Genomic DNA, 18,174 nt, shown 5'->3' with positions numbered 1-18,174 from the left:
AACATCAACTCCTAGCCTTAGACTGTAAAAAAACATTCTCCTGTATCTCCAATGCTATCTTCTCCTGATAACCTTTAATCAAACTATCAAAGGTAATTTCCACTATTTCATTACCATCACTGGTTTTAACAATCACACCACCTGACATAGCTGTTTGATTTTCTTTGATTGTAAAACGATAATCAGGTAATTCCTCTGCTAATTCCTTAACTAAGTTTTCACTTAGAGTAATATCCTCTTTACTCATATTTATAATAAAACTGCTACCCTCTAATAATTTGATACTTTCTTTAATAGAATCAAGTAGAAATTTCATGTATTCCGTTTTTGTTCGAAATGACTCAAGTTGTTTTCTCAGTTCTTTCTTAAATCTAGCAATACATTCATCTATATTATTTCTATAGGCTTTTTTTCTATCTAAAATGGCCCTTGAAATTATCTGTTCCCGCTTTTTCTGGGCTTCCTGTTGATAATAAAGTTCTATTTCTTCTTCCTTTCCCTTAAGTCTATCCTGAAAATCTCTGTATTCTTGATCCCATTTTTCTTGTTCTTGAAGGAGAAGTCTTTCCTTTTTTTCCTTTACTTCATCTATAATCTCCCCTCTTATTGTCATTACTTTTTTTTCAATATCCATAGGCATACACCCCAATATATTTCTATACTTTAATACCAATTGACTCCCTGACATATCTAGTGATATATTCATTATCTTCATCTTTTTTTACATGCCGATCAGGTATTTCAATAATAAGAGGTAAATTAGCTGACAATTTTAAATCATCTATGATATCAGGAACCAATTTAGCAAGTTTTCTAGTAATAAGCAGTATACCGATATCTCTATTATTTCTCGCAGTGTTAATTACCTCTATTACCTCTTCTTTCCCATGAACAACTACCCCATCTACTCCTACTAAGCGCAGACCAATATTGGTATCTATATTATCACTAATACAAAATATCTTCATTTTTTACACCTATAACCTACCTAGGATCATAATAGATATAATCAAACCATAAATAGCAATACCTTCAGCCAGTCCTATAATAATAAGTGCCCTACCCAATATCTCTGGTTTTTCACTAATAGCACCAATTGCTGCAGAACCAGCAATACCAACTGCAATCCCAGCGCCAATTGAAGCAATACCCACAGATAGACCAGCAGCAAGATAACCCAAACTATTACCAGAACTAACTGTTTCATTAGCCTCAGCTGCATAAACCAGATGTGGAAATGCCAAACTAACTCCCCAGAAAAATAAGAAGACTAATAAGGTGATATTAAAAGCAAAATAAGCAGATCTAAACCACCTTACCCTAAACTTATAGACAGAAAAACCTCCACCTAAGACTGCCAGTAAAATTAAAGAACCAATAATTAATCCTGTTGTCATTTTAAACTCCCCTTTTCTTATAGTTTTTTAATATAAATAAATGCAAATCATCAATCATTAATTCTAACTGGGGCAAATTCTTTTCCATCCCCACGATAAAACTTACCAAAGAGTTCAAAGAATTCAAGCCTAAGGATCTGAATCCCTACAACTAAACCCTCCAATCCCATTATTACAAGATTACCTACTATTAAAATCAATAGACTACTTATATTTTTACTCATCATTTCTGATAAAATTATAACTGCCATTGATAAACCAACATGATTTAAGGTAAAAGCACCTATCCTGACAAATGAAATAGTGTTACTCATATAGGCTAATAGTGTATCAAATAATTCAAAAGAAGACTCTAGAAAATACTCTAATGTCTTTCCAGGAATAACCCAACCCTCTCCCTTAACCATACTTGCCAGGGGGCTTTAAAAAATATCATCAGCAAAGGAATTATCAATAAAACAAAGGTGAGTAATGGTGAAAAAATCAATTTCCCTCTCATCAATAAAGATGCCAGTGATGCTAAGGCAAAGAGATAGAAAAACAAACCACTAAAACCATTGCGTGAAAAAACACCCTCTGCCAGGTCTTTTCTTTGATATGAATTACTAAGATTAAACAACATACTTATAATCAACAATATTATACCTAAAATTACTGTTATACCTAACCAGGTCATAATATTATCCATCGGCCTGATCAATAATGCCGGTATAATATCTTCCATACCAAAAATACTACCATATAATAAACCGAAGAACATTGAGGAAATCCCAAGACTTATGAACAAATAAGAATTATCTCTACTGCTTATAGATAATCTACCACTATATATTAACCACCCTAGGAATGTAAAAACAAAACCCTGTCCCAGGTCCCCAAACATCATACCAAACATAAGAATATACGTGATTGCCAGGAATAATGAAGGGTCCTTTTCATTATAAGCAGGAACACCATAGAGTTTTACCAGAGATTCAAAGGGTTTAACCCAGGCGGGATTTTTCATAATTGTTGGCGGCTTTTCCTCGCTCTTTGGAGAAATATCCTTACTAAAATAAAGCACATTTTTATATTTACTTTTTATTTCTTCTGCAAAATCATTTTCATGATAGGCACTAATCCAACCAGTCAAAATAAATATATGCTCTGATTCACTATAATACTGATTAGCTATTTCTTTAATTTTGTTATAAAACTTTAAATGTGCTAGATAAGTAATTAATTGTTCTGAACTGCGGTGGCTCATTTTCTTATATTCTAAGGCTATCTGTTCACGCAAAATAGCTATTCTACCTAACCTATGCTCTATTCTCTTTAAAATATATCTAGGCTGTCCTTTAACCCTAGGGGGCAATTTAATCTGTTCAAAATAAGCGGATTTAAGGATATTTAAGGCCTTTTCATGATGCTCTTTTTTAGTAAAGGTAAAAAACCAAACCTTTTCATCATCCCGGTTTACCTCTAAAACAAGAATAGGCAGGTCATTTATATTTTCAATAAGACGATGATAACCCTCTTTATTGATACTTCCAAATATCAATGAAATATATGATAATTCCTTTAATTCACCCAGGTCAATATCCATATTTCTCATCAGATAGACATGATGTTTAAGATTCTTCAATCTATTTTCTTCCTGATCAAATTTTTTTTCCAGGCGCTCTAATCTATTAATTCTTTTCCTAAGGGGTTTCATATATTTTTTTATATTTTCAAGATTTAAATTGTTAAAGTCAGCAAACTCTATCCCAGAGTTACTACTATTAATTTTTAATATATCCATTATCTCCTTTATTTCATTTAACAAATCTATATAGGGGTTATTTCTAAGATAAGACTTGAAATTTTTGGTTGAACTCTCTCTTGCAATAAGTTCAATATGATCATTTTTAATTATTTCCCTGGAGATCAAGTCAATCTCTTTTTTTAAACCAGCTATCTGAAATTTTTTTACTGCAGCAATAGCCATTCATTAAACACCATCCCTAATCAAATATTCTTTTATCTTATCTGTTGGCAGGGAATAGCGAACCCCTTCAACTATAGTAATAATATCCCTTATCTCACATTCCTTAATAATTAAATAGGCGATAATATTACCTATATTAAAAAAACTAGTAGATTTTACTTTAATTGACTTTTTTAATAAGAAAGCTAAATAGTATTTTCCAAATATATCACTATTACCTGATATGGCTTTTTTGAATACTTCTTGGTATTTATTATATCTAATATATTTTTCCATATCAGTAGCTTTAACTACCTGGCTCATCTTTTTAAAATTATCCCTGCTAATTTTATAATGAAATGGAATAAGATAGTTCAATATTTCACCGGAAGATAGATTATAGTATTTCTTAATTCGATATATCCACTGTATATTTAATAAATCAGCTTCCGTCCCCATCAAATCCTCGATATACCTATAATCACTACCCCCTAATTTTTTCCCCAACTCTTCAAGCCTGGAAAAATACTGAAAGTCAAGAGACATCTCTACCGGAAATAGATTGCGGTCTCTCTCATATCTATCAGCAAATCTGTTAAGAACATTATAGTAGATTGTATCCTCAAAAACTGTCAACAGGTCCTGGTAGGATTTAATAGCCGTAAGACTTTTAATGTCTATTTCCCCAATATTTCCTAGATAAATTAAACCTTCTTTTAAGTATTCCTCATCATGTTCAATTAGAATTGTCCGTAATAACATTTTAATATCTTCAATTTCAAACTTAGCAAAAAATTGCTTAAAGAAATCCCTACTACCTGATTTCAAAAACCTCATTATTACATGGTAATCATCTATAAAGGTTTTCTTTAAAGTAGATTCAAATCTCCTCCTGTGGATTTCAACCCCAAATAACTCTGCAAGTTTATCATGATAATAGGTATTATTATATAAATAATTAAAGATATCCTGAACAGAAGATAGCTTGATAATATTACGGTAATCTTCATTATCCAGCATTTTACTTATTAAGGCCCTGATTTTAGCATTTATTACCGGATATTGCACAGCTAATCCCATTTTATACACCCTTATTCCCAGTTATTATTTTAAAATATTTATTAAGTAATGAATCCTTTATCTTTGAATATCTCTCTTCATTCTCACCTATTTCTCTCTCTGACTCTTTTTTTACCCTGTTTGCATATTTAACAGCTTCTTCAACCGTATCTCCAAGTAATTTTTCCCCCTTGTTTTTGGCTTCTCTAATCCTTACCCTTTCTTCACGCGACATGCGCTCTTGATATTTTTGCTCAAGTTTATCAATTTCATCCTCTGCCTCTGCTTTCAATTTTCTGGCATCTTCTTCAATATTGATAAGTTTCTCAATTAACTCTTCCTGCAAAAGTAATCACACCCCTTTGAATTAACCTCACTACGTTCGGCAACTTTTAATCTATATGATTGAAAAAATATTTTTCAATGTGGCTGTTAAAAAAGGAAATCCCTAAATATAATATAACAAATACTCAACAATTTATTATTTTGGTAAATAAACCGAAAAGCTAGTCCCTTTACCTACTTGACTATCCACTGTTATTTTCCCCTTATGAGCTTTCACAATCCAACGACAAATAGATAAACCCAAACCACTTCCTCCCTCTTTCCTTGACCTGGATTTATCTACCCGGTAAAAACGTTCAAATATACTTTGCAGATGTTCTGCTGGTATACCAGGTCCCTGATCAATTACATCAATCTTGACATATTTCATCATCATATTAGCCTTAATAATAATTATTCCATCTGGGTAACTATATTTTATAGCATTATCTATCAGGTTTAATAATAATTGTGTAATTAAACTCATATCAGCCTCAATTATTAGTGGTTTAGTTACTACCTCCTTCTTTAGCACAATATTTTTGGATTGAGCAATACTCTCCATTTCCTCAATAAGGACATCAATTAAGAAGTCTAAATCAAAGGCTTCTTTTTCTAAATTTTTTTGATTATCATCGGCCCTGGACAACATTAACATTTGACTAATCATATTAGCCATATGTTCAACCTGTTTCTTGATGGCAATTAATACTTCATGATATTCCTCCTTAGTAACTTTTTTCTTATCTAATACCTCCTCGACCTGAGCACGGATAACAGCAACAGGTGTACGCAGTTCATGTGAGGCATCTGCCGTAAACTGTTTTTGTCGGTAAAAGGCCTTGTCTAATCTTGCTAATAATTCATTGAGTGTATTTGATAGCCGGCCAATTTCATCATTATTTGCTGTACCCATTTCAATTCTACGTGAAAGATTACTATGACTAATCTTTCTTGCAGTATGAGATATTTTATCTATCGGTAAGAGTGCCCGTCTGGCCAAGAAATATCCTCCACCACTGGCAATTAATAATGTTAATGGTAAACCGAAGAATATAATCGCAAGTAATTTTTTCAGGGTTTTTTCCTCATGGATTAGAGACCTGGCCAATACTGTATAACCGACTATCTCTCCTTTAACAATCCGTGGTTTACAGATAATAGCCCACTTATACTCTGAGCCCATTACAATTTTATAAAAGGAAGAACTTGTAATCTTTCTCTTTATAATATTATTTTCCAAATCACCTAAAAGTAAGCGGCCTGATTCACTATAAAATGCCAGGGTACTATATTTGTTATCAAAATTTTTAAATAGATCAACAAATTGCTGTTCCTCTATATTCTCTTCCTTTAACTCATTATTAATACTAGCTACCTCAATTTGCAAAAAACTGGCCACTTCCTGATATAATTCGCTTTTCATATGAAAATATAAAAATAGACTAAAAATAGTTAAGACAAGCAAAAGTATCAACATATACCAGATGGTCAGAATAGATTTTAAAGAAATACGTTTATAGACATCCCTATTTTTCATCTTTGATTACCCTCATTCTATAGCCCTTGCCCCGTATTGTTTCTATCAACTTCTCAGAAAACCCATCATCTATTTTTTTCCTAAGAAAACGTATATAAACATCGACAACATTTGAATTATTGCCACTCATGTAACCCCAGACATGTTCTTCTATCTGCCCCCTTGTCAAAGGATATCCCCTATTACGCAATAAATACTCCAGGAGAGAATATTCTTTAGAGGTTAAATCAATCCTTTTATCTCCTCTGTAGACCTGATATTCAACCGTATTTACTACCAGGTTACCATTTTTTATTACATTACTATTTTCTCGCACCCCCCTCCGCAATAAGGTCTTAATTCTAGCCAGTAGTTCTTCAAAAGCAAATGGTTTTGTTAGATAATCATCAGCCCCCATGTTTAAGCCTTTAACCTTGTCTTCCAAACTATCCCGGGCTGTTAAAACTAAAACAGGGGTATTATCTTCCCATTCCCTTAATTCTTCAAGAACCTCTAAACCACTCTTTTCTGGTAACATAATATCCAATATTATCAAATCATAATCATTTGCTATAGTTTGATCAATAGCCTCTTCCCCATTATAAGCAATATCAACTATAAAATGTTCACTCACTAATCTTTTTTGAATAGTAACAGCTAAATCCTCTTCATCTTCAACAAGTAAAATACGCATTTTTTAACACACCCTTAAATAATACTGGTATTTTATTTATAATTAAACTAAAATTTACGCAGTATTTCAAGTAGTTCATCAATAATTTCTTTATATTCACTTTTCTCATTGTTAAGAAGATTATCAACGTTCTCGTCCTTGTGTTTTTCTGCATAATCAGCTAATATTTTATTAATAAATTCATCATTAGACATTCCTTTACTTACTGCTTGTTTTAACAAGCATTCCTTTATTTCCACTGGTAAATTAATCTGTAATTGTTCTGTTTTTTTATCATTCATTAAAATTCATACTCCTTTAAAATTTCAAAATGGTATAGTGTAAAACTATAAATTAATTGCTGGCTTCACCACTATGAATCACAGCATATTTGGTCATTAATGGACCAATAACCTCAGTTAAAGCAGTCGTAAATAAAAGTATATTAAAGACCATCAATCCTATCTTCGGAAAAGCAGCATAGTCTTTTTGAACAGTATATGCTAGGGCTACCGCTACACCAACCTGAGATAATAATCCCATCCCAATATATTTCTTTATCTTTGGTTCAGCATCTGCCAGATAAGCCCCTAAAGAAGCCCCACCTACTTTGCCAATCATGCGGGCCAGGGTATAAACTAATGCCATTATTAAAAACCCTATTGAACTGACAGCCATGATCCTGATTTTAGTACCTGCTAAGATAAAGAACATGGCATAGAGTGGGATTGTAAAAACCTCTAAGTATTCTGCTATACCAGGGTTTTTTTTAGCAAAATTTCTATAGGAAAAACCAACTGCCATATTACTAATTAAAGGAGATATCCCCCATATTACTGAAATAGCAGAAGTTCCAATTACCGTTGCTGCCAGAATTAATATTTTTTTAGTTTTATCTTCATACTTAACTATTAATTTAATAGAAATAAATCCAATAATTCCCCCTAAAAGAACAGAGACTAATACTTCACATAAAGGTATAAAAAAGGCATTGCTCAGTGATAAACTACCAGTACCAGAAATTTTAATTAATGAAATAGGTTCAGCAAAACTAAATAAAGTAAGAGCCAAGGCATCATCAATCCCTACTACAGCTAACAAAGTTGATGTCAGTGGACCCTGGGCATTATATTCCTTTAAAACCATAACCGTTGCCGCTGGAGCCGTAGCTGAAGCAATAGCACCTAAGATTATTGCCAGATAAAATGGTTGGCCTATTGACAATAAGGCTAGAAAAACTAACAGGAAAGCACCTATTGATTCAAAAAAAACTATTAAAATAATCTTTTTTCCTAAACTTTTAAGGATCTTAATAGATAACTCACTTCCTATTGTAAAAGCTATAAAAGCCAGGGCAAGGTCTGGTATATAGTCAAATGTCTCAACCGAAAAGGCATACCATCTTTTAACCTCAGCCGATAAAAAAGGCAAACAGTTGATAACACTTACACTTAACAACATGCCAAGAAAAACATAACCAACTACAATGGGAATGTGCATTTTTTTTACTAATAGAACTATCAACATAGCCAGAAATATTAATAGAGCAATTATATATAGGTCAATATCACCGACCCCATTTAATACAAACCAGTCTTGTAGTCCTTGTAGGTCTTCTACTGATTTTAAACTACTCATCTAATCTATTCACCTGCTTTCAACAAATAATAAAGCAAATCCCCTCTATTAATGTAACCCCTCAGTCTACCAATTTCATTGGTGATAAATAAAACAGACTCCTTATTTTTTAACATTATCTCGGCTACATGTTTCATCTCATCTGAATCCTTAAGGGCAATCACTTTTTTAGACATATAATCTTTAACTAATTTCCTGCGTATTTCATGCAAATTATTAGCAGCTTGATTTACATTATGTAATAATCGAGCACTTTCCAGATAGCCATATTCCTCTGGCAAGATATTCTTAAGTAGATTTCTACTATAAATACTACCTAAATATATATTTTTCTTATCTACTACAGGTAATACGGTCATCTGTGTTTTCTGCATCAACTCAATAGCATATTCTAATGTATCACAATCACAAACAGAGGTCATATTCCTTATCATAAAATCCTTTATATACAAGACCATCCCTCCTTGAATATACATAAAATAACTTTATAGAAATTATAACAAGATTAGATTAAAAACAAATTAAAAAATTTGTAATAACGTTTATTGTATAAAAAAATCATAATCAAAAAGATTATGATCTATAATAATACTTAATTTTATTTTTACAAGTATCAAATATAAAAAACTAGGTATAATAAGAAAAAGTCATCATCAAAGGAGGCTTTACTATGGATATTTTTTTGAAATTCTTATCTACTATTCTCTTTATCATCTTTTCCTTTGCTATACTTTACTACTTATATAAAAAAGAAAAATTATAAGTTATTCTATATCACTTATATCTAATTTATCCTTGCCCAGTTTATCTTCTCTAAGGTCAAAATATAGACTACCATCTATAGGATTATAGGCAGCATAAACAACATCCTCTACCTTCTCAATATTATTGTTTTTCAATTGTTCCCTTAACCACTTACTATTTAGTCCATGCTGCTTTATATTTTGTTTAATTATCTTTCCATCTACTATAAGTTCCGAATTGACTGCTTCCTCCTGACCGGGCTGTTTTATATCACTGGGAGTAAGTGGTTTTTTATCAGCATTAGGCAGAACACTCAATTTCCCATCTGTCTCCAGAATAGCATAATGCACATCTCTAATATCAAAAATATTATTCAATCTTAACTCAGATAGTAAATCCTCCATATTTATTCTTGTTTCCCTCATGTTTTTTTCTAAAATCTTCCCTTTATGTATCAGAACTGTGGGCTCACCTTCAATAACCTTAAGGGCAGTTCTATTTTTTAAGGTTATATATTGCATTAAAAATGTCAAAGCTGCAAAGAGCAATAAACCAATAAAATGCTGCCACGTCTTTTGTGATATATCAGTTGCCAGTGTAGCAGCAATCGAGCCAAAGGTAATGCCATTTATATAATCATAAAAGGTCAACTCTGCTATCTGTTTTTTTCCTATTAATCTGGTAAAAAAAAGTATAGCAAAAAAAGCCAGGATGGTCTGCAAAATCACTTCAATTATTATCTTCATTATTGAACCCCCAATAATTTACTATGTATGTATAGCCTATACATTATCCTATAGTTTAATACAGAAACCAGCAAATTAATATATCTCATGTGAAAATCGACCAAATCAATCCCATTTATGCCACTATGCTCCAGGAAAAGTTCGGAGGTGCAAATGGAAAATTAAAAGCAGGATTGCAATATTTTTCCCGGAATTTTAGGATTCAGGACCCTGAGATTAATACAAACCTCCAGAAAATAGCCTGGAGGTCTGTATTAGTTCTATCTTTTTTTTAACAAACAATATTTATCTCTATCTTCAAATACTATCTCCAAATTATATTTCCTGGCAATCTCTTTAAAAGTATTACTATTATAAAAGGTAATATGGGTAGGATCCCTTTTATACCACCAGTCTGCAAAGTCATCAACACCTGGATGAAAAGAGGTCATGATAGCCAGATAAGCATCTTTTTTAAGGTGTTCATATAACTTATCCATTTCCTGAAGAGGGTCTTTTAAATGTTCAAATACCTCTGTAGATGTAATTAAATCATATTTTTTACCCTCAAAAACCCGTTCTGGAAAAAAATAAGGATCATATTGTTCAACAGTAAAATCCCTCTCTTTTAAAAGATCCCCCAGAACAGGTCCTGGACCACAGCCAAAATCCAGTACTAATCCGGTCTTACTTATATATGGTTCAATTACCTGCTTAATAAAAATCTCAAACATTCTTACATAGCCTTTATTTTCATGGCCGTTTTCATGTTCTTCATATCTACTTTTTTCTTCAATACTATCAAGAATTGAGACTTCATCTATGAAGATTAGATTACATTTGGGACAATAATAATATACAGACTCTAATTCCAATCTGTCAAGTATCTTATTATTACATATTTTACAATCCATTTTTTATTTTTCACCCTTTTCTGCCGTATACTCTGGTGGCGGAGAAACAAATGCTGCTATGATAGCAAGTATTGGTAAAATCATCGTAATAATCATTACCTCCTTATAGCCGCCAAAATGATCATAGGCTATACCAAAAGGCAGAGGACCTAATGATGAACCTATTACTATCGCTGTCATCGTAAATCCACGTATACTCCCCAAATACTTATTACCAAAATAATTCGGCCAGAGCACCCCAGTACTTACATTATCAAAAACCATAAATACACCATGAACCAGGGCATATATTATTAAGGTAATTTTACTATCAGCCTGTAAGATTAAAAATAATGCCCCTGCCAGAAGAAAAAAATTTACAGCTTTAAGGATATGAACCCTTATCCTATCTAACAAATAGCCTGCTAAAAAAGTAATTGGTAAACGTATTATTGCAGAAATACTTAAAATATAAGCAGCAAAACCTGATGAAAAACCTTTTTCAGTAACTATAGATACCATATGAAAAGTTAAGCCTGTGTTAACCAGTGAAGGCACTACAATACAATAAATCATAAACCAGAATGCCCGGGTAGTCATTGCCTGTTTTAAAGTCCATGGGTCATTACTCATATAAACCCGGGGAGTTATCTTTGCTCTAAAATCACCTTTTTCAACACCATCAGGTGTTAAACCTATATTCTCTGGTTTGTTGCGAATAAAAAACCATCCCAGTGGAGTCATTAAGAAAATAAGTAGAATACCCCAGAACCACCAGGTGAATTTCAATCCCAGACTCCCTATCATCCAGTTGTTTAAAGGAGGCAACAAACTGGAAGCAATAACACCTCCAAGCCCCATTATACTTAAGGCAAATCCCCTTTTGTTTTTAAACCAGTGTGGTATTAGTGTCTGTGGAATTAAAGTCATTGAACCCTGACCTAATAAACGTAAAAATAAAAAACCTATAAAGATCATAATTGGGTTGAAAATACTACTCATCCAGAAACAGGCCAGACCAAAAACAAAAGAAACAATCGTTAACATTTTACGCTGGCCGAGTTTATCTATGTACCTACCAACCCCTGTCATAATTAAACCTGAACCCAGGGTAGCCATTGAATAAAGACTGGAGATCAAAGACCGGCTCCAGTTAAATTTATCAATATAATGATCAATAAAAATTGAAATAGAATATGTCTGACCTGGGCCAGAAAAAAAGTAAGATAAAGCTGCAATTATTAATACAATCCAACCATAATAAAAAGATGTTTTAATTGGTTTTTCTTCTAATACAATGTTATCTTCCATAATAAAACTATCATTATCCTTTCCTAATATATATTTTTTATATATTTAACTTTTTCTGCCAATTTTACCAAAATTATCACTAAGAGATCATAATATAATTTACCCCCTTAATATTTTTTCTGTCCATCTATCTATAACATTTTTATCTACCAATGTCAAGAAAAAACCCCTATCCCAGACTTAATCTTGATAGAGGTTTTATTTACAAAATCCTTATGTTTGTACTTTAAGAAACCAATAATATTAGTTCTCCCTTCCCTTTCCAATTTCATAATACTGCTTATATAAATTGTTTAATAACTTATATAACCCTATTATACCTATTAATATCTAAAAATAAATATCTTATCTTACGGCTAAAATATATTACTACTCAAGCCTTAGGATTAAATATAACAGCCATAAAAAAAGCAATAATAACCGAAGCACTTATTCCCGCACTACCAACTTCAAGTAAACCCTTAAACAAACCCAATAAACCATCTCTTCCTGCTTCCAGTAAAACACCTTTAGTCAGGATATTACCAAAATTTGAAACAGGAATAGTTACACCTGCACCAGCAAACTTTATTAGTGGTTCATACCACCCTAAACCAGTAAAAACCGCACCCAGGACTACTAAAGCAACCAATAAGTGGGCAGGTTTATATTTTGTATTATCCAGAAAAACCTGACCCAATCCACAGATTAATCCACCAATTAAGAAGGCTGTAAAATAATTACCCAATCCTATCACTCCTCTGGTATCTTTTCTATTACTACTGCATGGGCTATCCCTGGAACCGATTCATTCTGCAAAACACTTAAGGGGCTCAGTAATGCACCTGTTCCAATAACCAGAACCCTATTTAATTTTCCACTTATAATTTGTGGTATAATTACACTACCTATTATAACAGCAGATGCTGCACATCCACTACCACCAGCCCCATATTTCTTCTTACCACCAAAAATCATCGCTCCACAGTCCTGAAGTTTATTCCCGGTTTTAATATTCTTTTCTTCTAATAGACTGGCCAAAATTTTCTTCCCTACTCCTGCTAGATCACCCGTTATAATCATATCATAATCCTGCGGTCCTCTATTTAAATCAGTAAAGTGCTGTAAAACAGTATCTGCTGCTGCCGGGGCCATAGCAGCTCCCATATCATTAGCATCTTTAATACCCAGGTCTATCACCTTACCAATAGTACTATGGGTAATCCAGACCTTTCCACCTATCCACCCCAAAAGATATGCACCTGCCCCTGTAACTGTCCACTGATTATTACCTGTATACTGGACCCCATATTCCAATGGTGTCCTAAATTGTCTTTCTGCTGTCTGATAATTACTTGAGGCAAAACATAGTATGCAATCTGCATACCCACCATCCATCTTCATACTCCCCAATGCTAAAGCCTCAACCGCTGTTGAACAAGCCCCATAAATGCCAAGAAAAGGGATATCATAATCCCGGGAAACAAAATTAGCAGTTATTATTTGGTCCAACAGATCACCTGCTATTAGAAAATCTACATCTGAAGCTGAGATTGAGGCTTTACCGAGAGTAAGTTCAATAAGATCAGCAACCATTTTCTTCTCTCCCTTTTCCCAGGTTTTTTCCCCACATTTTACATCTTCACAAACCAGATCAAAACTATCTCCCAGTGGACCTTTCCCCTCTTCTGGACCGACTATAGAACCATGGGCTATAATATGTGGTGGGTTTTTATAACTTATTGTTTGACCCTGTAATTTTTCAGCCATATTATTTATCCCCCTAATACTGTTTTTAATAAGCCTATTACAAATGCAGACACCATTCCATAAACCAGCACCGGACCTGCAACATCAAACATCTTGGCACCTAATCCCAGAATCAACCCGTCCTGTTTGAACTCCATTGCCGGTGACACCATTGCATTGGCAAAACCGCTTACAGGGACTATTGAACCTGCACCTGCAAACTGTCCTATCTCATCATAAACCCCTATTCCAGTCAATAAGCCCCCAATAAAAATCATTGTAATTGTACTTAAAACCCCTGCATCTTCTTGAGAAAGATTAGCAAACATATAGATATGCCATAACCCCTGTCCAATAACACAAAAAAATCCCCCTACAATATAGGCTTTAATAAAATTCGCAAACTTTGCTGTAGGGGCCTGATTTCCTGTTACAACTTTTTGATATTCATCCTTTGTTTTATTAATATGCTTCACTATTTCTACAGTCTCCTTTACTTAATCTCTTATAATTTTTTTGTATTTATATACTTAATCTTTATAATAGACAGCAAAATTATACCTATATGTTTTAGGAATCTTTGTAAATTTATTACTATGTAATTCTACTTCTTCAGAACATAACCCTATCTTATATTCCGTAAAAGAAATTAAACAACTTAACAATATTTAAAAAATCGTCTACACCGGCCAGTTCTCTAATGGAATGCATGGCCAGTAAAGGATTTCCAATATCGACAGATCTGATAGGTAATTGAGTTGCAGATACCGGGCCTATGGTAGAGCCCCCTCTCTGATCAGAACGGTTAACAAAAATCTGATAGGGTATTTGTGCTCTCCTACACAATTCTTTACACACTACAATGCTATCACTATCAGAGGTATATCTTTGATTAGCACTAATCTTTATAACAGGACCACTATTCAAATAATTTTTATTTGTAGGGTCATGTTTCTCATTATAATTAGGATGAACTGCATGGGCCATATCTGCTGAAATCATAAATGAATTAGACAATGCACAAAAGAATTCTTCCCTATTATATCCCAGATTAATAGCTACCCGTTCTAAAACATTAGTAAAGAAGGGTGAATCTGCCCCCTGTTTTGTCATACTACCAATCTCTTCATTATCAAACAATATCATAACTCTACTGGCCTTATTTCTTTCTACATCAATTAAAGCCTTAATGCTTGCATAAACCAGAGCAAGGTCATCAAGCCTACTTGAAGATATAAACTCATTGTTCATTCCCATTACCCTTCCCCGTTCATATTCATAAAGGAATAAATCATAGTCAACTATTTGTTCTATCCTGATATCCTTCTCTTTGGCGAGAAATCTAAACAGGAAGTCCTTTTCTTCAAATTTATTAGTAACCATAGCCAGCAAAGGCATAAGCCCTTTTTGTTTATTTATCTCCACACCTTTATTGACATCCCTATTTAAATGGATAGCAAGATTGGGTATAGTTAAAATTGGTCTTTTAACATTAATTAACTTTGTATCAGGAAAAAAGGGATTGTCTGTAGCAATACTAAGCCTGCCAGCTAGTGCCAAAGGCCTGTCTAACCATGTATTTAATATTGGACTACCATAAACCTCTGTATTTAATTTTAGATACTTTTTCAAATTAAGCATTTCAGGTTCTGGTTTAATACGAAAGCCTGGTGAATCAGTATGTGAGGCAATTATTCGAAAACCATACCTATCTAAACTTGCACTACCTGTTACAAAAGCAATTTGTGCAGAATCATTAATATTTAAATAATACCTTTTATTCCTTTCTAAGTACCAATTTTCATTAGCTTTAAGTTCTGAAAAACCATTATGTTTAAGTATATCAGCAGAATTTTTTACAGTATGGAAAGATGTTGGACTATGGTAAATGAAATCTAATAGCTCCTCTATTACTACCTCGCTTTTATTCATCTATATCACCTCTGTTAAATAGTAAAATAACAAACAGTTCATTTATTAATAAATAGTTTACATAAATTCACTTTTCTATTTAAAAATATCAAGGACTACCGTACAGGTTAGCCCTTGATATATTATATTAAGTCCTGTGACACATTTACTTAGTATAAAATATTATATATTATTTATAGTATATTTTTATTACAAGTTAATACCAAATTAAAAAACACCTATTAATAGCAAAATTACTATTATAACAATTATAAAACTATCACCGCGAAATCCTCTGTGCCTTCTACCCTTAACATCTTCTGCCACATGACTCACCCCCTGTTAGTTTTATATATATTATTCATTTAATAATTGCAGTGTGACAAATGTCCTTTTATATATCAGCTTTCATAATAATCTATTTCCCCTGTAAATCCCTGGTTTCATTTACTGCTTCAAAACCAAATTCTTCATAGATATACTGTTCTTTAAAAGATCACCTTAATAATCATATAATATGTCTACTCTATGTATAGATTCTTCCTTTTTTCTTAATTCTTTTAATAAGGATTCAGTAAATCCCCCCAACTCATATTCATCAATTTCATTCCAGGAAACCCATACATAGGCCTGGGCCTCTTCATTCAACTCGACTTGATATGAATCTGTTCTGCATATATAGTCAATAAAGATAAAGTGTTTCTCCTCATGAAAGGTTTTACTATAAACACTTTCTTTTAAACTTATTAATTTTATATCATATATTTCAAGACCAGTCTCCTCTAACATTTCACGCTTTAAGGCTTCTTCCATTTTTTCACCTAATTCAATATGACCACCAGGAATTACAAATTTATTGTTCCATTTATTTGATTTGCAGAGAAGAATTTTGTTATCTGGATTAAAAATTACCGCCCCGACAGTAGGTTCAGGATACTGCATAGTAAAATACCCCTTTCTTCTTAACTCTTAAATATTTAATAGTTTTTCATTTGCCTTTAATATCTCTGTTAGATCTTCTCCCCAATACTTAAGTTCAATCCCCAGTTCGACTAAAGTATCTGACACCCCTAATTGATCAGCACAGGCCTTACAGGCAGAAATATTAACACCTACATGAATGGCCTGTTTTATTTTTTCTTGTATTAAATCACTTTCTACAATAAGATTGGCTGTTGCTCCCCAAACTATGATAGATACTTCTTGCCACCAGTTATTTAATTTGCTATTAATAGCATACATCATAACCATTTTTTCAGAAGTAATTGGGTCTGCATTTGTCCATAGAATATATAATTTTTTTGTATTATTCATTTTTTTGTTCTCCTTCTTATAATAGTAATTGTAGACTTATCACCAGCTACTTTTTAACTTTATATCTATCCTTTTGGTGAAAGTAAGTTATATCAGTATAACCAGCAAATATTTTCCCATGATGTTTAACCCCAGCCGGAATAAAATATCTATCTCCTTTTTCAAAAATATTACTTTCACCATCAATAACTAATTCTATTTTTCCTTCAAGGACAATCCCCCATTGGCTTTGATGGGAGTGTTCAGGTAATTCTACATCTTTTTCAAATTTCATAAAAAGAATTTGATGATCTTTCCCCTGAGACAAATATGCTTTAATTCCATCTAAAGGTATATCTGCTTCAGGTAATTTCTGAATTGGATCAGGAAATATTTCTTTCATACTTCAATTTCTCCCCTTTATATAAGTATTTTCCATCTTTAAACTCAGACTTGTAAATACCTAAAATACTACTCTACTCATCAAAATGATTTGCTAAGGTATTTAATTGTTCATCACATATTCTATATACTGTCCAATCATCCATAGGAATTGCACCTAAATGTTTGTAAAAATCAATTGACGGTTTATTCCAATCTAAACACCACCATTCCATTCTACCACATTTTCTTTCTACTGCTAGCTTAGCTAGAAAAGAAAGCATTATTTTACCAAAACCTTTTCCTCTCATCTCAGGTTTTACGAATAAATCTTCCAGATAAATACCAGGTCTCCCGAGAAAAGTAGAGAAATTATGAAAAAACAAAGCAAATGATACCGGTTTATCCTGAAATTCACCGATAATAACCTCAGCTATCCTTTTTTCAAACAGAGATTCTTTTAAAACCTCCTCTGTTGCTACTACCTCATCTAACATTTTTTCATATTCGGCTAATTCCTTGATAAATCTCAATATTAGGGAGACATCACCTATCTCAGCAAATCTTAATTTAAAATCACTCAACTTAGTATCAATTAACTTACCCATATTCCTTCCCCCTTCTATAATA

Annotated in this window: 24 protein-coding genes; 1 reads left to right on the top strand and 23 read right to left on the bottom strand. The window is 32.7% G+C overall.

All coding sequences use genetic code 11. From position 1 onward, the window contains the following. Nucleotides 1-4: 4 nt before the first annotated feature. The 13 genes from D7D81_RS11535 to D7D81_RS11475 form a co-directional block, all read right to left on the bottom strand. A complete protein-coding gene (locus D7D81_RS11535) occupies nucleotides 5-634 on the bottom strand; it encodes a V-type ATP synthase subunit E (protein ID WP_164522231.1) in 630 nt (209 codons plus the stop codon). Nucleotides 635-656: 22 nt separating this feature from the next. Next, nucleotides 657-968: a V-type ATP synthase subunit F gene (locus D7D81_RS11530; RefSeq protein ID WP_125990126.1), complete on the bottom strand. Its 312-nt coding sequence runs from the start codon at nucleotides 966-968 to the stop codon at nucleotides 657-659. Between the two features lie 9 nt (nucleotides 969-977). Beyond that, on the bottom strand, nucleotides 978-1,397 hold the full coding sequence (locus tag D7D81_RS11525; RefSeq protein ID WP_125990124.1) for an ATP synthase subunit C: 420 nt from the start codon (nucleotides 1,395-1,397) through the stop codon (nucleotides 978-980). A gap of 50 nt (nucleotides 1,398-1,447) precedes the next feature. Beyond that, nucleotides 1,448-1,804: a V-type ATPase 116kDa subunit family protein gene (locus tag D7D81_RS11520; RefSeq protein WP_125990122.1), complete on the bottom strand. Its 357-nt coding sequence runs from the start codon at nucleotides 1,802-1,804 to the stop codon at nucleotides 1,448-1,450. Continuing rightward, nucleotides 1,762-3,366, bottom strand: coding sequence for a V-type ATP synthase subunit I (locus D7D81_RS11515; protein WP_125990120.1), 1,605 nt, complete (start codon nucleotides 3,364-3,366; stop codon nucleotides 1,762-1,764). Before D7D81_RS11515 ends, D7D81_RS11520 begins: the two co-directional genes overlap by 43 nt. A gap of 3 nt (nucleotides 3,367-3,369) precedes the next feature. Beyond that, nucleotides 3,370-4,425, bottom strand: coding sequence for a V-type ATPase subunit (locus D7D81_RS11510; RefSeq protein ID WP_125990118.1), 1,056 nt, complete (start codon nucleotides 4,423-4,425; stop codon nucleotides 3,370-3,372). A gap of 1 nt (nucleotide 4,426) precedes the next feature. Continuing rightward, a complete protein-coding gene (locus D7D81_RS11505; protein ID WP_125990116.1) occupies nucleotides 4,427-4,750 on the bottom strand; it encodes a hypothetical protein in 324 nt (107 codons plus the stop codon). 135 nt (nucleotides 4,751-4,885) lie between these two features. Beyond that, nucleotides 4,886-6,268: a sensor histidine kinase gene (locus D7D81_RS11500; protein ID WP_125990114.1), complete on the bottom strand. Its 1,383-nt coding sequence runs from the start codon at nucleotides 6,266-6,268 to the stop codon at nucleotides 4,886-4,888. Then, nucleotides 6,258-6,941, bottom strand: a complete 684-nt coding sequence (locus D7D81_RS11495; RefSeq protein WP_125990112.1) for a response regulator transcription factor — start codon at nucleotides 6,939-6,941, stop codon at nucleotides 6,258-6,260. The genes D7D81_RS11500 and D7D81_RS11495 overlap by 11 nt, the downstream gene beginning before the upstream one ends. 47 nt (nucleotides 6,942-6,988) lie before the next feature. Next, the gene (locus D7D81_RS11490) at nucleotides 6,989-7,222 is read right to left on the bottom strand and encodes a hypothetical protein (protein ID WP_125990110.1); all 234 of its coding nucleotides are present in this window, start codon (nucleotides 7,220-7,222) and stop codon (nucleotides 6,989-6,991) included. Between the two features lie 52 nt (nucleotides 7,223-7,274). Beyond that, nucleotides 7,275-8,558 carry a cation:proton antiporter gene (locus D7D81_RS11485; RefSeq protein ID WP_125990108.1) on the bottom strand — a complete coding sequence of 428 codons (1,284 nt, stop codon included), beginning with the start codon at nucleotides 8,556-8,558 and terminating at the stop codon, nucleotides 7,275-7,277. Nucleotides 8,559-8,563: 5 nt separating this feature from the next. After that, nucleotides 8,564-9,010, bottom strand: a complete 447-nt coding sequence (locus D7D81_RS11480) for a CBS domain-containing protein (protein WP_502699983.1) — start codon at nucleotides 9,008-9,010, stop codon at nucleotides 8,564-8,566. Nucleotides 9,011-9,322: 312 nt separating this feature from the next. After that, complete coding sequence (locus tag D7D81_RS11475; RefSeq protein ID WP_125990105.1) at nucleotides 9,323-10,048, bottom strand: YetF domain-containing protein; 726 nt, start codon at nucleotides 10,046-10,048, stop codon at nucleotides 9,323-9,325. Between the two features lie 125 nt (nucleotides 10,049-10,173). Here D7D81_RS11475 and D7D81_RS11470 point away from each other — a divergent pair, with 125 nt between their 5' ends. Further along, complete coding sequence (locus D7D81_RS11470; protein ID WP_125990103.1) at nucleotides 10,174-10,323, top strand: hypothetical protein; 150 nt, start codon at nucleotides 10,174-10,176, stop codon at nucleotides 10,321-10,323. On the opposite strand, the gene D7D81_RS11465 is transcribed toward D7D81_RS11470, so the two are convergent. From D7D81_RS11465 to D7D81_RS11420, 10 genes are all read right to left on the bottom strand, one after another. After that, complete coding sequence (locus tag D7D81_RS11465; RefSeq protein ID WP_125990101.1) at nucleotides 10,309-10,941, bottom strand: class I SAM-dependent methyltransferase; 633 nt, start codon at nucleotides 10,939-10,941, stop codon at nucleotides 10,309-10,311. The genes D7D81_RS11470 and D7D81_RS11465 overlap by 15 nt on opposite strands. 3 nt (nucleotides 10,942-10,944) lie before the next feature. Beyond that, nucleotides 10,945-12,231, bottom strand: coding sequence for an MFS transporter (locus D7D81_RS11460; RefSeq protein ID WP_125990099.1), 1,287 nt, complete (start codon nucleotides 12,229-12,231; stop codon nucleotides 10,945-10,947). Nucleotides 12,232-12,604: 373 nt separating this feature from the next. Next, on the bottom strand, nucleotides 12,605-12,958 hold the full coding sequence (spoVAE, locus tag D7D81_RS11455) for a stage V sporulation protein AE (protein ID WP_125990097.1): 354 nt from the start codon (nucleotides 12,956-12,958) through the stop codon (nucleotides 12,605-12,607). Nucleotides 12,959-12,963: 5 nt separating this feature from the next. Then, nucleotides 12,964-13,980: a stage V sporulation protein AD gene (gene spoVAD, locus D7D81_RS11450; protein ID WP_125990095.1), complete on the bottom strand. Its 1,017-nt coding sequence runs from the start codon at nucleotides 13,978-13,980 to the stop codon at nucleotides 12,964-12,966. Between the two features lie 5 nt (nucleotides 13,981-13,985). Then, the gene (spoVAC, locus tag D7D81_RS11445; protein ID WP_125990093.1) at nucleotides 13,986-14,435 is read right to left on the bottom strand and encodes a stage V sporulation protein AC; all 450 of its coding nucleotides are present in this window, start codon (nucleotides 14,433-14,435) and stop codon (nucleotides 13,986-13,988) included. A 154-nt stretch (nucleotides 14,436-14,589) separates the two neighbouring features. After that, on the bottom strand, nucleotides 14,590-15,891 hold the full coding sequence (locus tag D7D81_RS11440; protein WP_125990091.1) for a M18 family aminopeptidase: 1,302 nt from the start codon (nucleotides 15,889-15,891) through the stop codon (nucleotides 14,590-14,592). Between the two features lie 480 nt (nucleotides 15,892-16,371). Further along, nucleotides 16,372-16,812, bottom strand: coding sequence for an NUDIX domain-containing protein (locus D7D81_RS11435; protein WP_125990089.1), 441 nt, complete (start codon nucleotides 16,810-16,812; stop codon nucleotides 16,372-16,374). A gap of 27 nt (nucleotides 16,813-16,839) precedes the next feature. Then, a complete protein-coding gene (locus tag D7D81_RS11430) occupies nucleotides 16,840-17,184 on the bottom strand; it encodes a DsrE family protein (RefSeq protein ID WP_125990087.1) in 345 nt (114 codons plus the stop codon). Between the two features lie 46 nt (nucleotides 17,185-17,230). Beyond that, the gene (locus D7D81_RS11425) at nucleotides 17,231-17,566 is read right to left on the bottom strand and encodes a cupin domain-containing protein (RefSeq protein WP_125990085.1); all 336 of its coding nucleotides are present in this window, start codon (nucleotides 17,564-17,566) and stop codon (nucleotides 17,231-17,233) included. Between the two features lie 73 nt (nucleotides 17,567-17,639). After that, complete coding sequence (locus D7D81_RS11420; RefSeq protein ID WP_125990083.1) at nucleotides 17,640-18,152, bottom strand: GNAT family N-acetyltransferase; 513 nt, start codon at nucleotides 18,150-18,152, stop codon at nucleotides 17,640-17,642. Between the last annotated feature and the right edge of the window lie 22 nt (nucleotides 18,153-18,174).

Source organism: Halocella sp. SP3-1, from assembly GCF_003953885.1.
GTDB classification, from domain to species: Bacteria; Bacillota; Halanaerobiia; order Halanaerobiales; family DTU029; genus Iocasia; species Iocasia fonsfrigidae.
The sequence above is the reverse complement of the archived record's forward strand: the minus strand, read 5'-3'. Positions and strand labels throughout refer to the sequence as shown.

What these genes read in the sequence shown, in the direction of transcription:
- D7D81_RS11475 (WP_125990105.1), bottom strand. Translation starts at nt 10,048, where the DNA reads ATGAAGATAATAATTGAAGTGATTTTGCAGACCATCCTGGCTTTTTTT.
- D7D81_RS11465 (WP_125990101.1), bottom strand. Translation starts at nt 10,941, where the DNA reads ATGGATTGTAAAATATGTAATAATAAGATACTTGACAGATTGGAATTA.
- D7D81_RS11535 (WP_164522231.1), bottom strand. Translation starts at nt 634, where the DNA reads ATGGATATTGAAAAAAAAGTAATGACAATAAGAGGGGAGATTATAGAT.
- D7D81_RS11440 (WP_125990091.1), bottom strand. Translation starts at nt 15,891, where the DNA reads ATGAATAAAAGCGAGGTAGTAATAGAGGAGCTATTAGATTTCATTTAC.
- D7D81_RS11435 (WP_125990089.1), bottom strand. Translation starts at nt 16,812, where the DNA reads ATGCAGTATCCTGAACCTACTGTCGGGGCGGTAATTTTTAATCCAGAT.
- D7D81_RS11490 (WP_125990110.1), bottom strand. Translation starts at nt 7,222, where the DNA reads ATGAATGATAAAAAAACAGAACAATTACAGATTAATTTACCAGTGGAA.
- D7D81_RS11495 (WP_125990112.1), bottom strand. Translation starts at nt 6,941, where the DNA reads ATGCGTATTTTACTTGTTGAAGATGAAGAGGATTTAGCTGTTACTATT.
- D7D81_RS11500 (WP_125990114.1), bottom strand. Translation starts at nt 6,268, where the DNA reads ATGAAAAATAGGGATGTCTATAAACGTATTTCTTTAAAATCTATTCTG.
- D7D81_RS11425 (WP_125990085.1), bottom strand. Translation starts at nt 17,566, where the DNA reads ATGAAAGAAATATTTCCTGATCCAATTCAGAAATTACCTGAAGCAGAT.
- D7D81_RS11420 (WP_125990083.1), bottom strand. Translation starts at nt 18,152, where the DNA reads ATGGGTAAGTTAATTGATACTAAGTTGAGTGATTTTAAATTAAGATTT.
- D7D81_RS11525 (WP_125990124.1), bottom strand. Translation starts at nt 1,397, where the DNA reads ATGACAACAGGATTAATTATTGGTTCTTTAATTTTACTGGCAGTCTTA.
- D7D81_RS11430 (WP_125990087.1), bottom strand. Translation starts at nt 17,184, where the DNA reads ATGAATAATACAAAAAAATTATATATTCTATGGACAAATGCAGACCCA.
- D7D81_RS11510 (WP_125990118.1), bottom strand. Translation starts at nt 4,425, where the DNA reads ATGGGATTAGCTGTGCAATATCCGGTAATAAATGCTAAAATCAGGGCC.
- D7D81_RS11470 (WP_125990103.1), top strand. Translation starts at nt 10,174, where the DNA reads ATGCTCCAGGAAAAGTTCGGAGGTGCAAATGGAAAATTAAAAGCAGGA.
- D7D81_RS11530 (WP_125990126.1), bottom strand. Translation starts at nt 968, where the DNA reads ATGAAGATATTTTGTATTAGTGATAATATAGATACCAATATTGGTCTG.
- D7D81_RS11460 (WP_125990099.1), bottom strand. Translation starts at nt 12,231, where the DNA reads ATGGAAGATAACATTGTATTAGAAGAAAAACCAATTAAAACATCTTTT.
- D7D81_RS11485 (WP_125990108.1), bottom strand. Translation starts at nt 8,558, where the DNA reads ATGAGTAGTTTAAAATCAGTAGAAGACCTACAAGGACTACAAGACTGG.
- spoVAD (WP_125990095.1), bottom strand. Translation starts at nt 13,980, where the DNA reads ATGGCTGAAAAATTACAGGGTCAAACAATAAGTTATAAAAACCCACCA.
- D7D81_RS11520 (WP_125990122.1), bottom strand. Translation starts at nt 1,804, where the DNA reads ATGGTTAAGGGAGAGGGTTGGGTTATTCCTGGAAAGACATTAGAGTAT.
- D7D81_RS11515 (WP_125990120.1), bottom strand. Translation starts at nt 3,366, where the DNA reads ATGGCTATTGCTGCAGTAAAAAAATTTCAGATAGCTGGTTTAAAAAAA.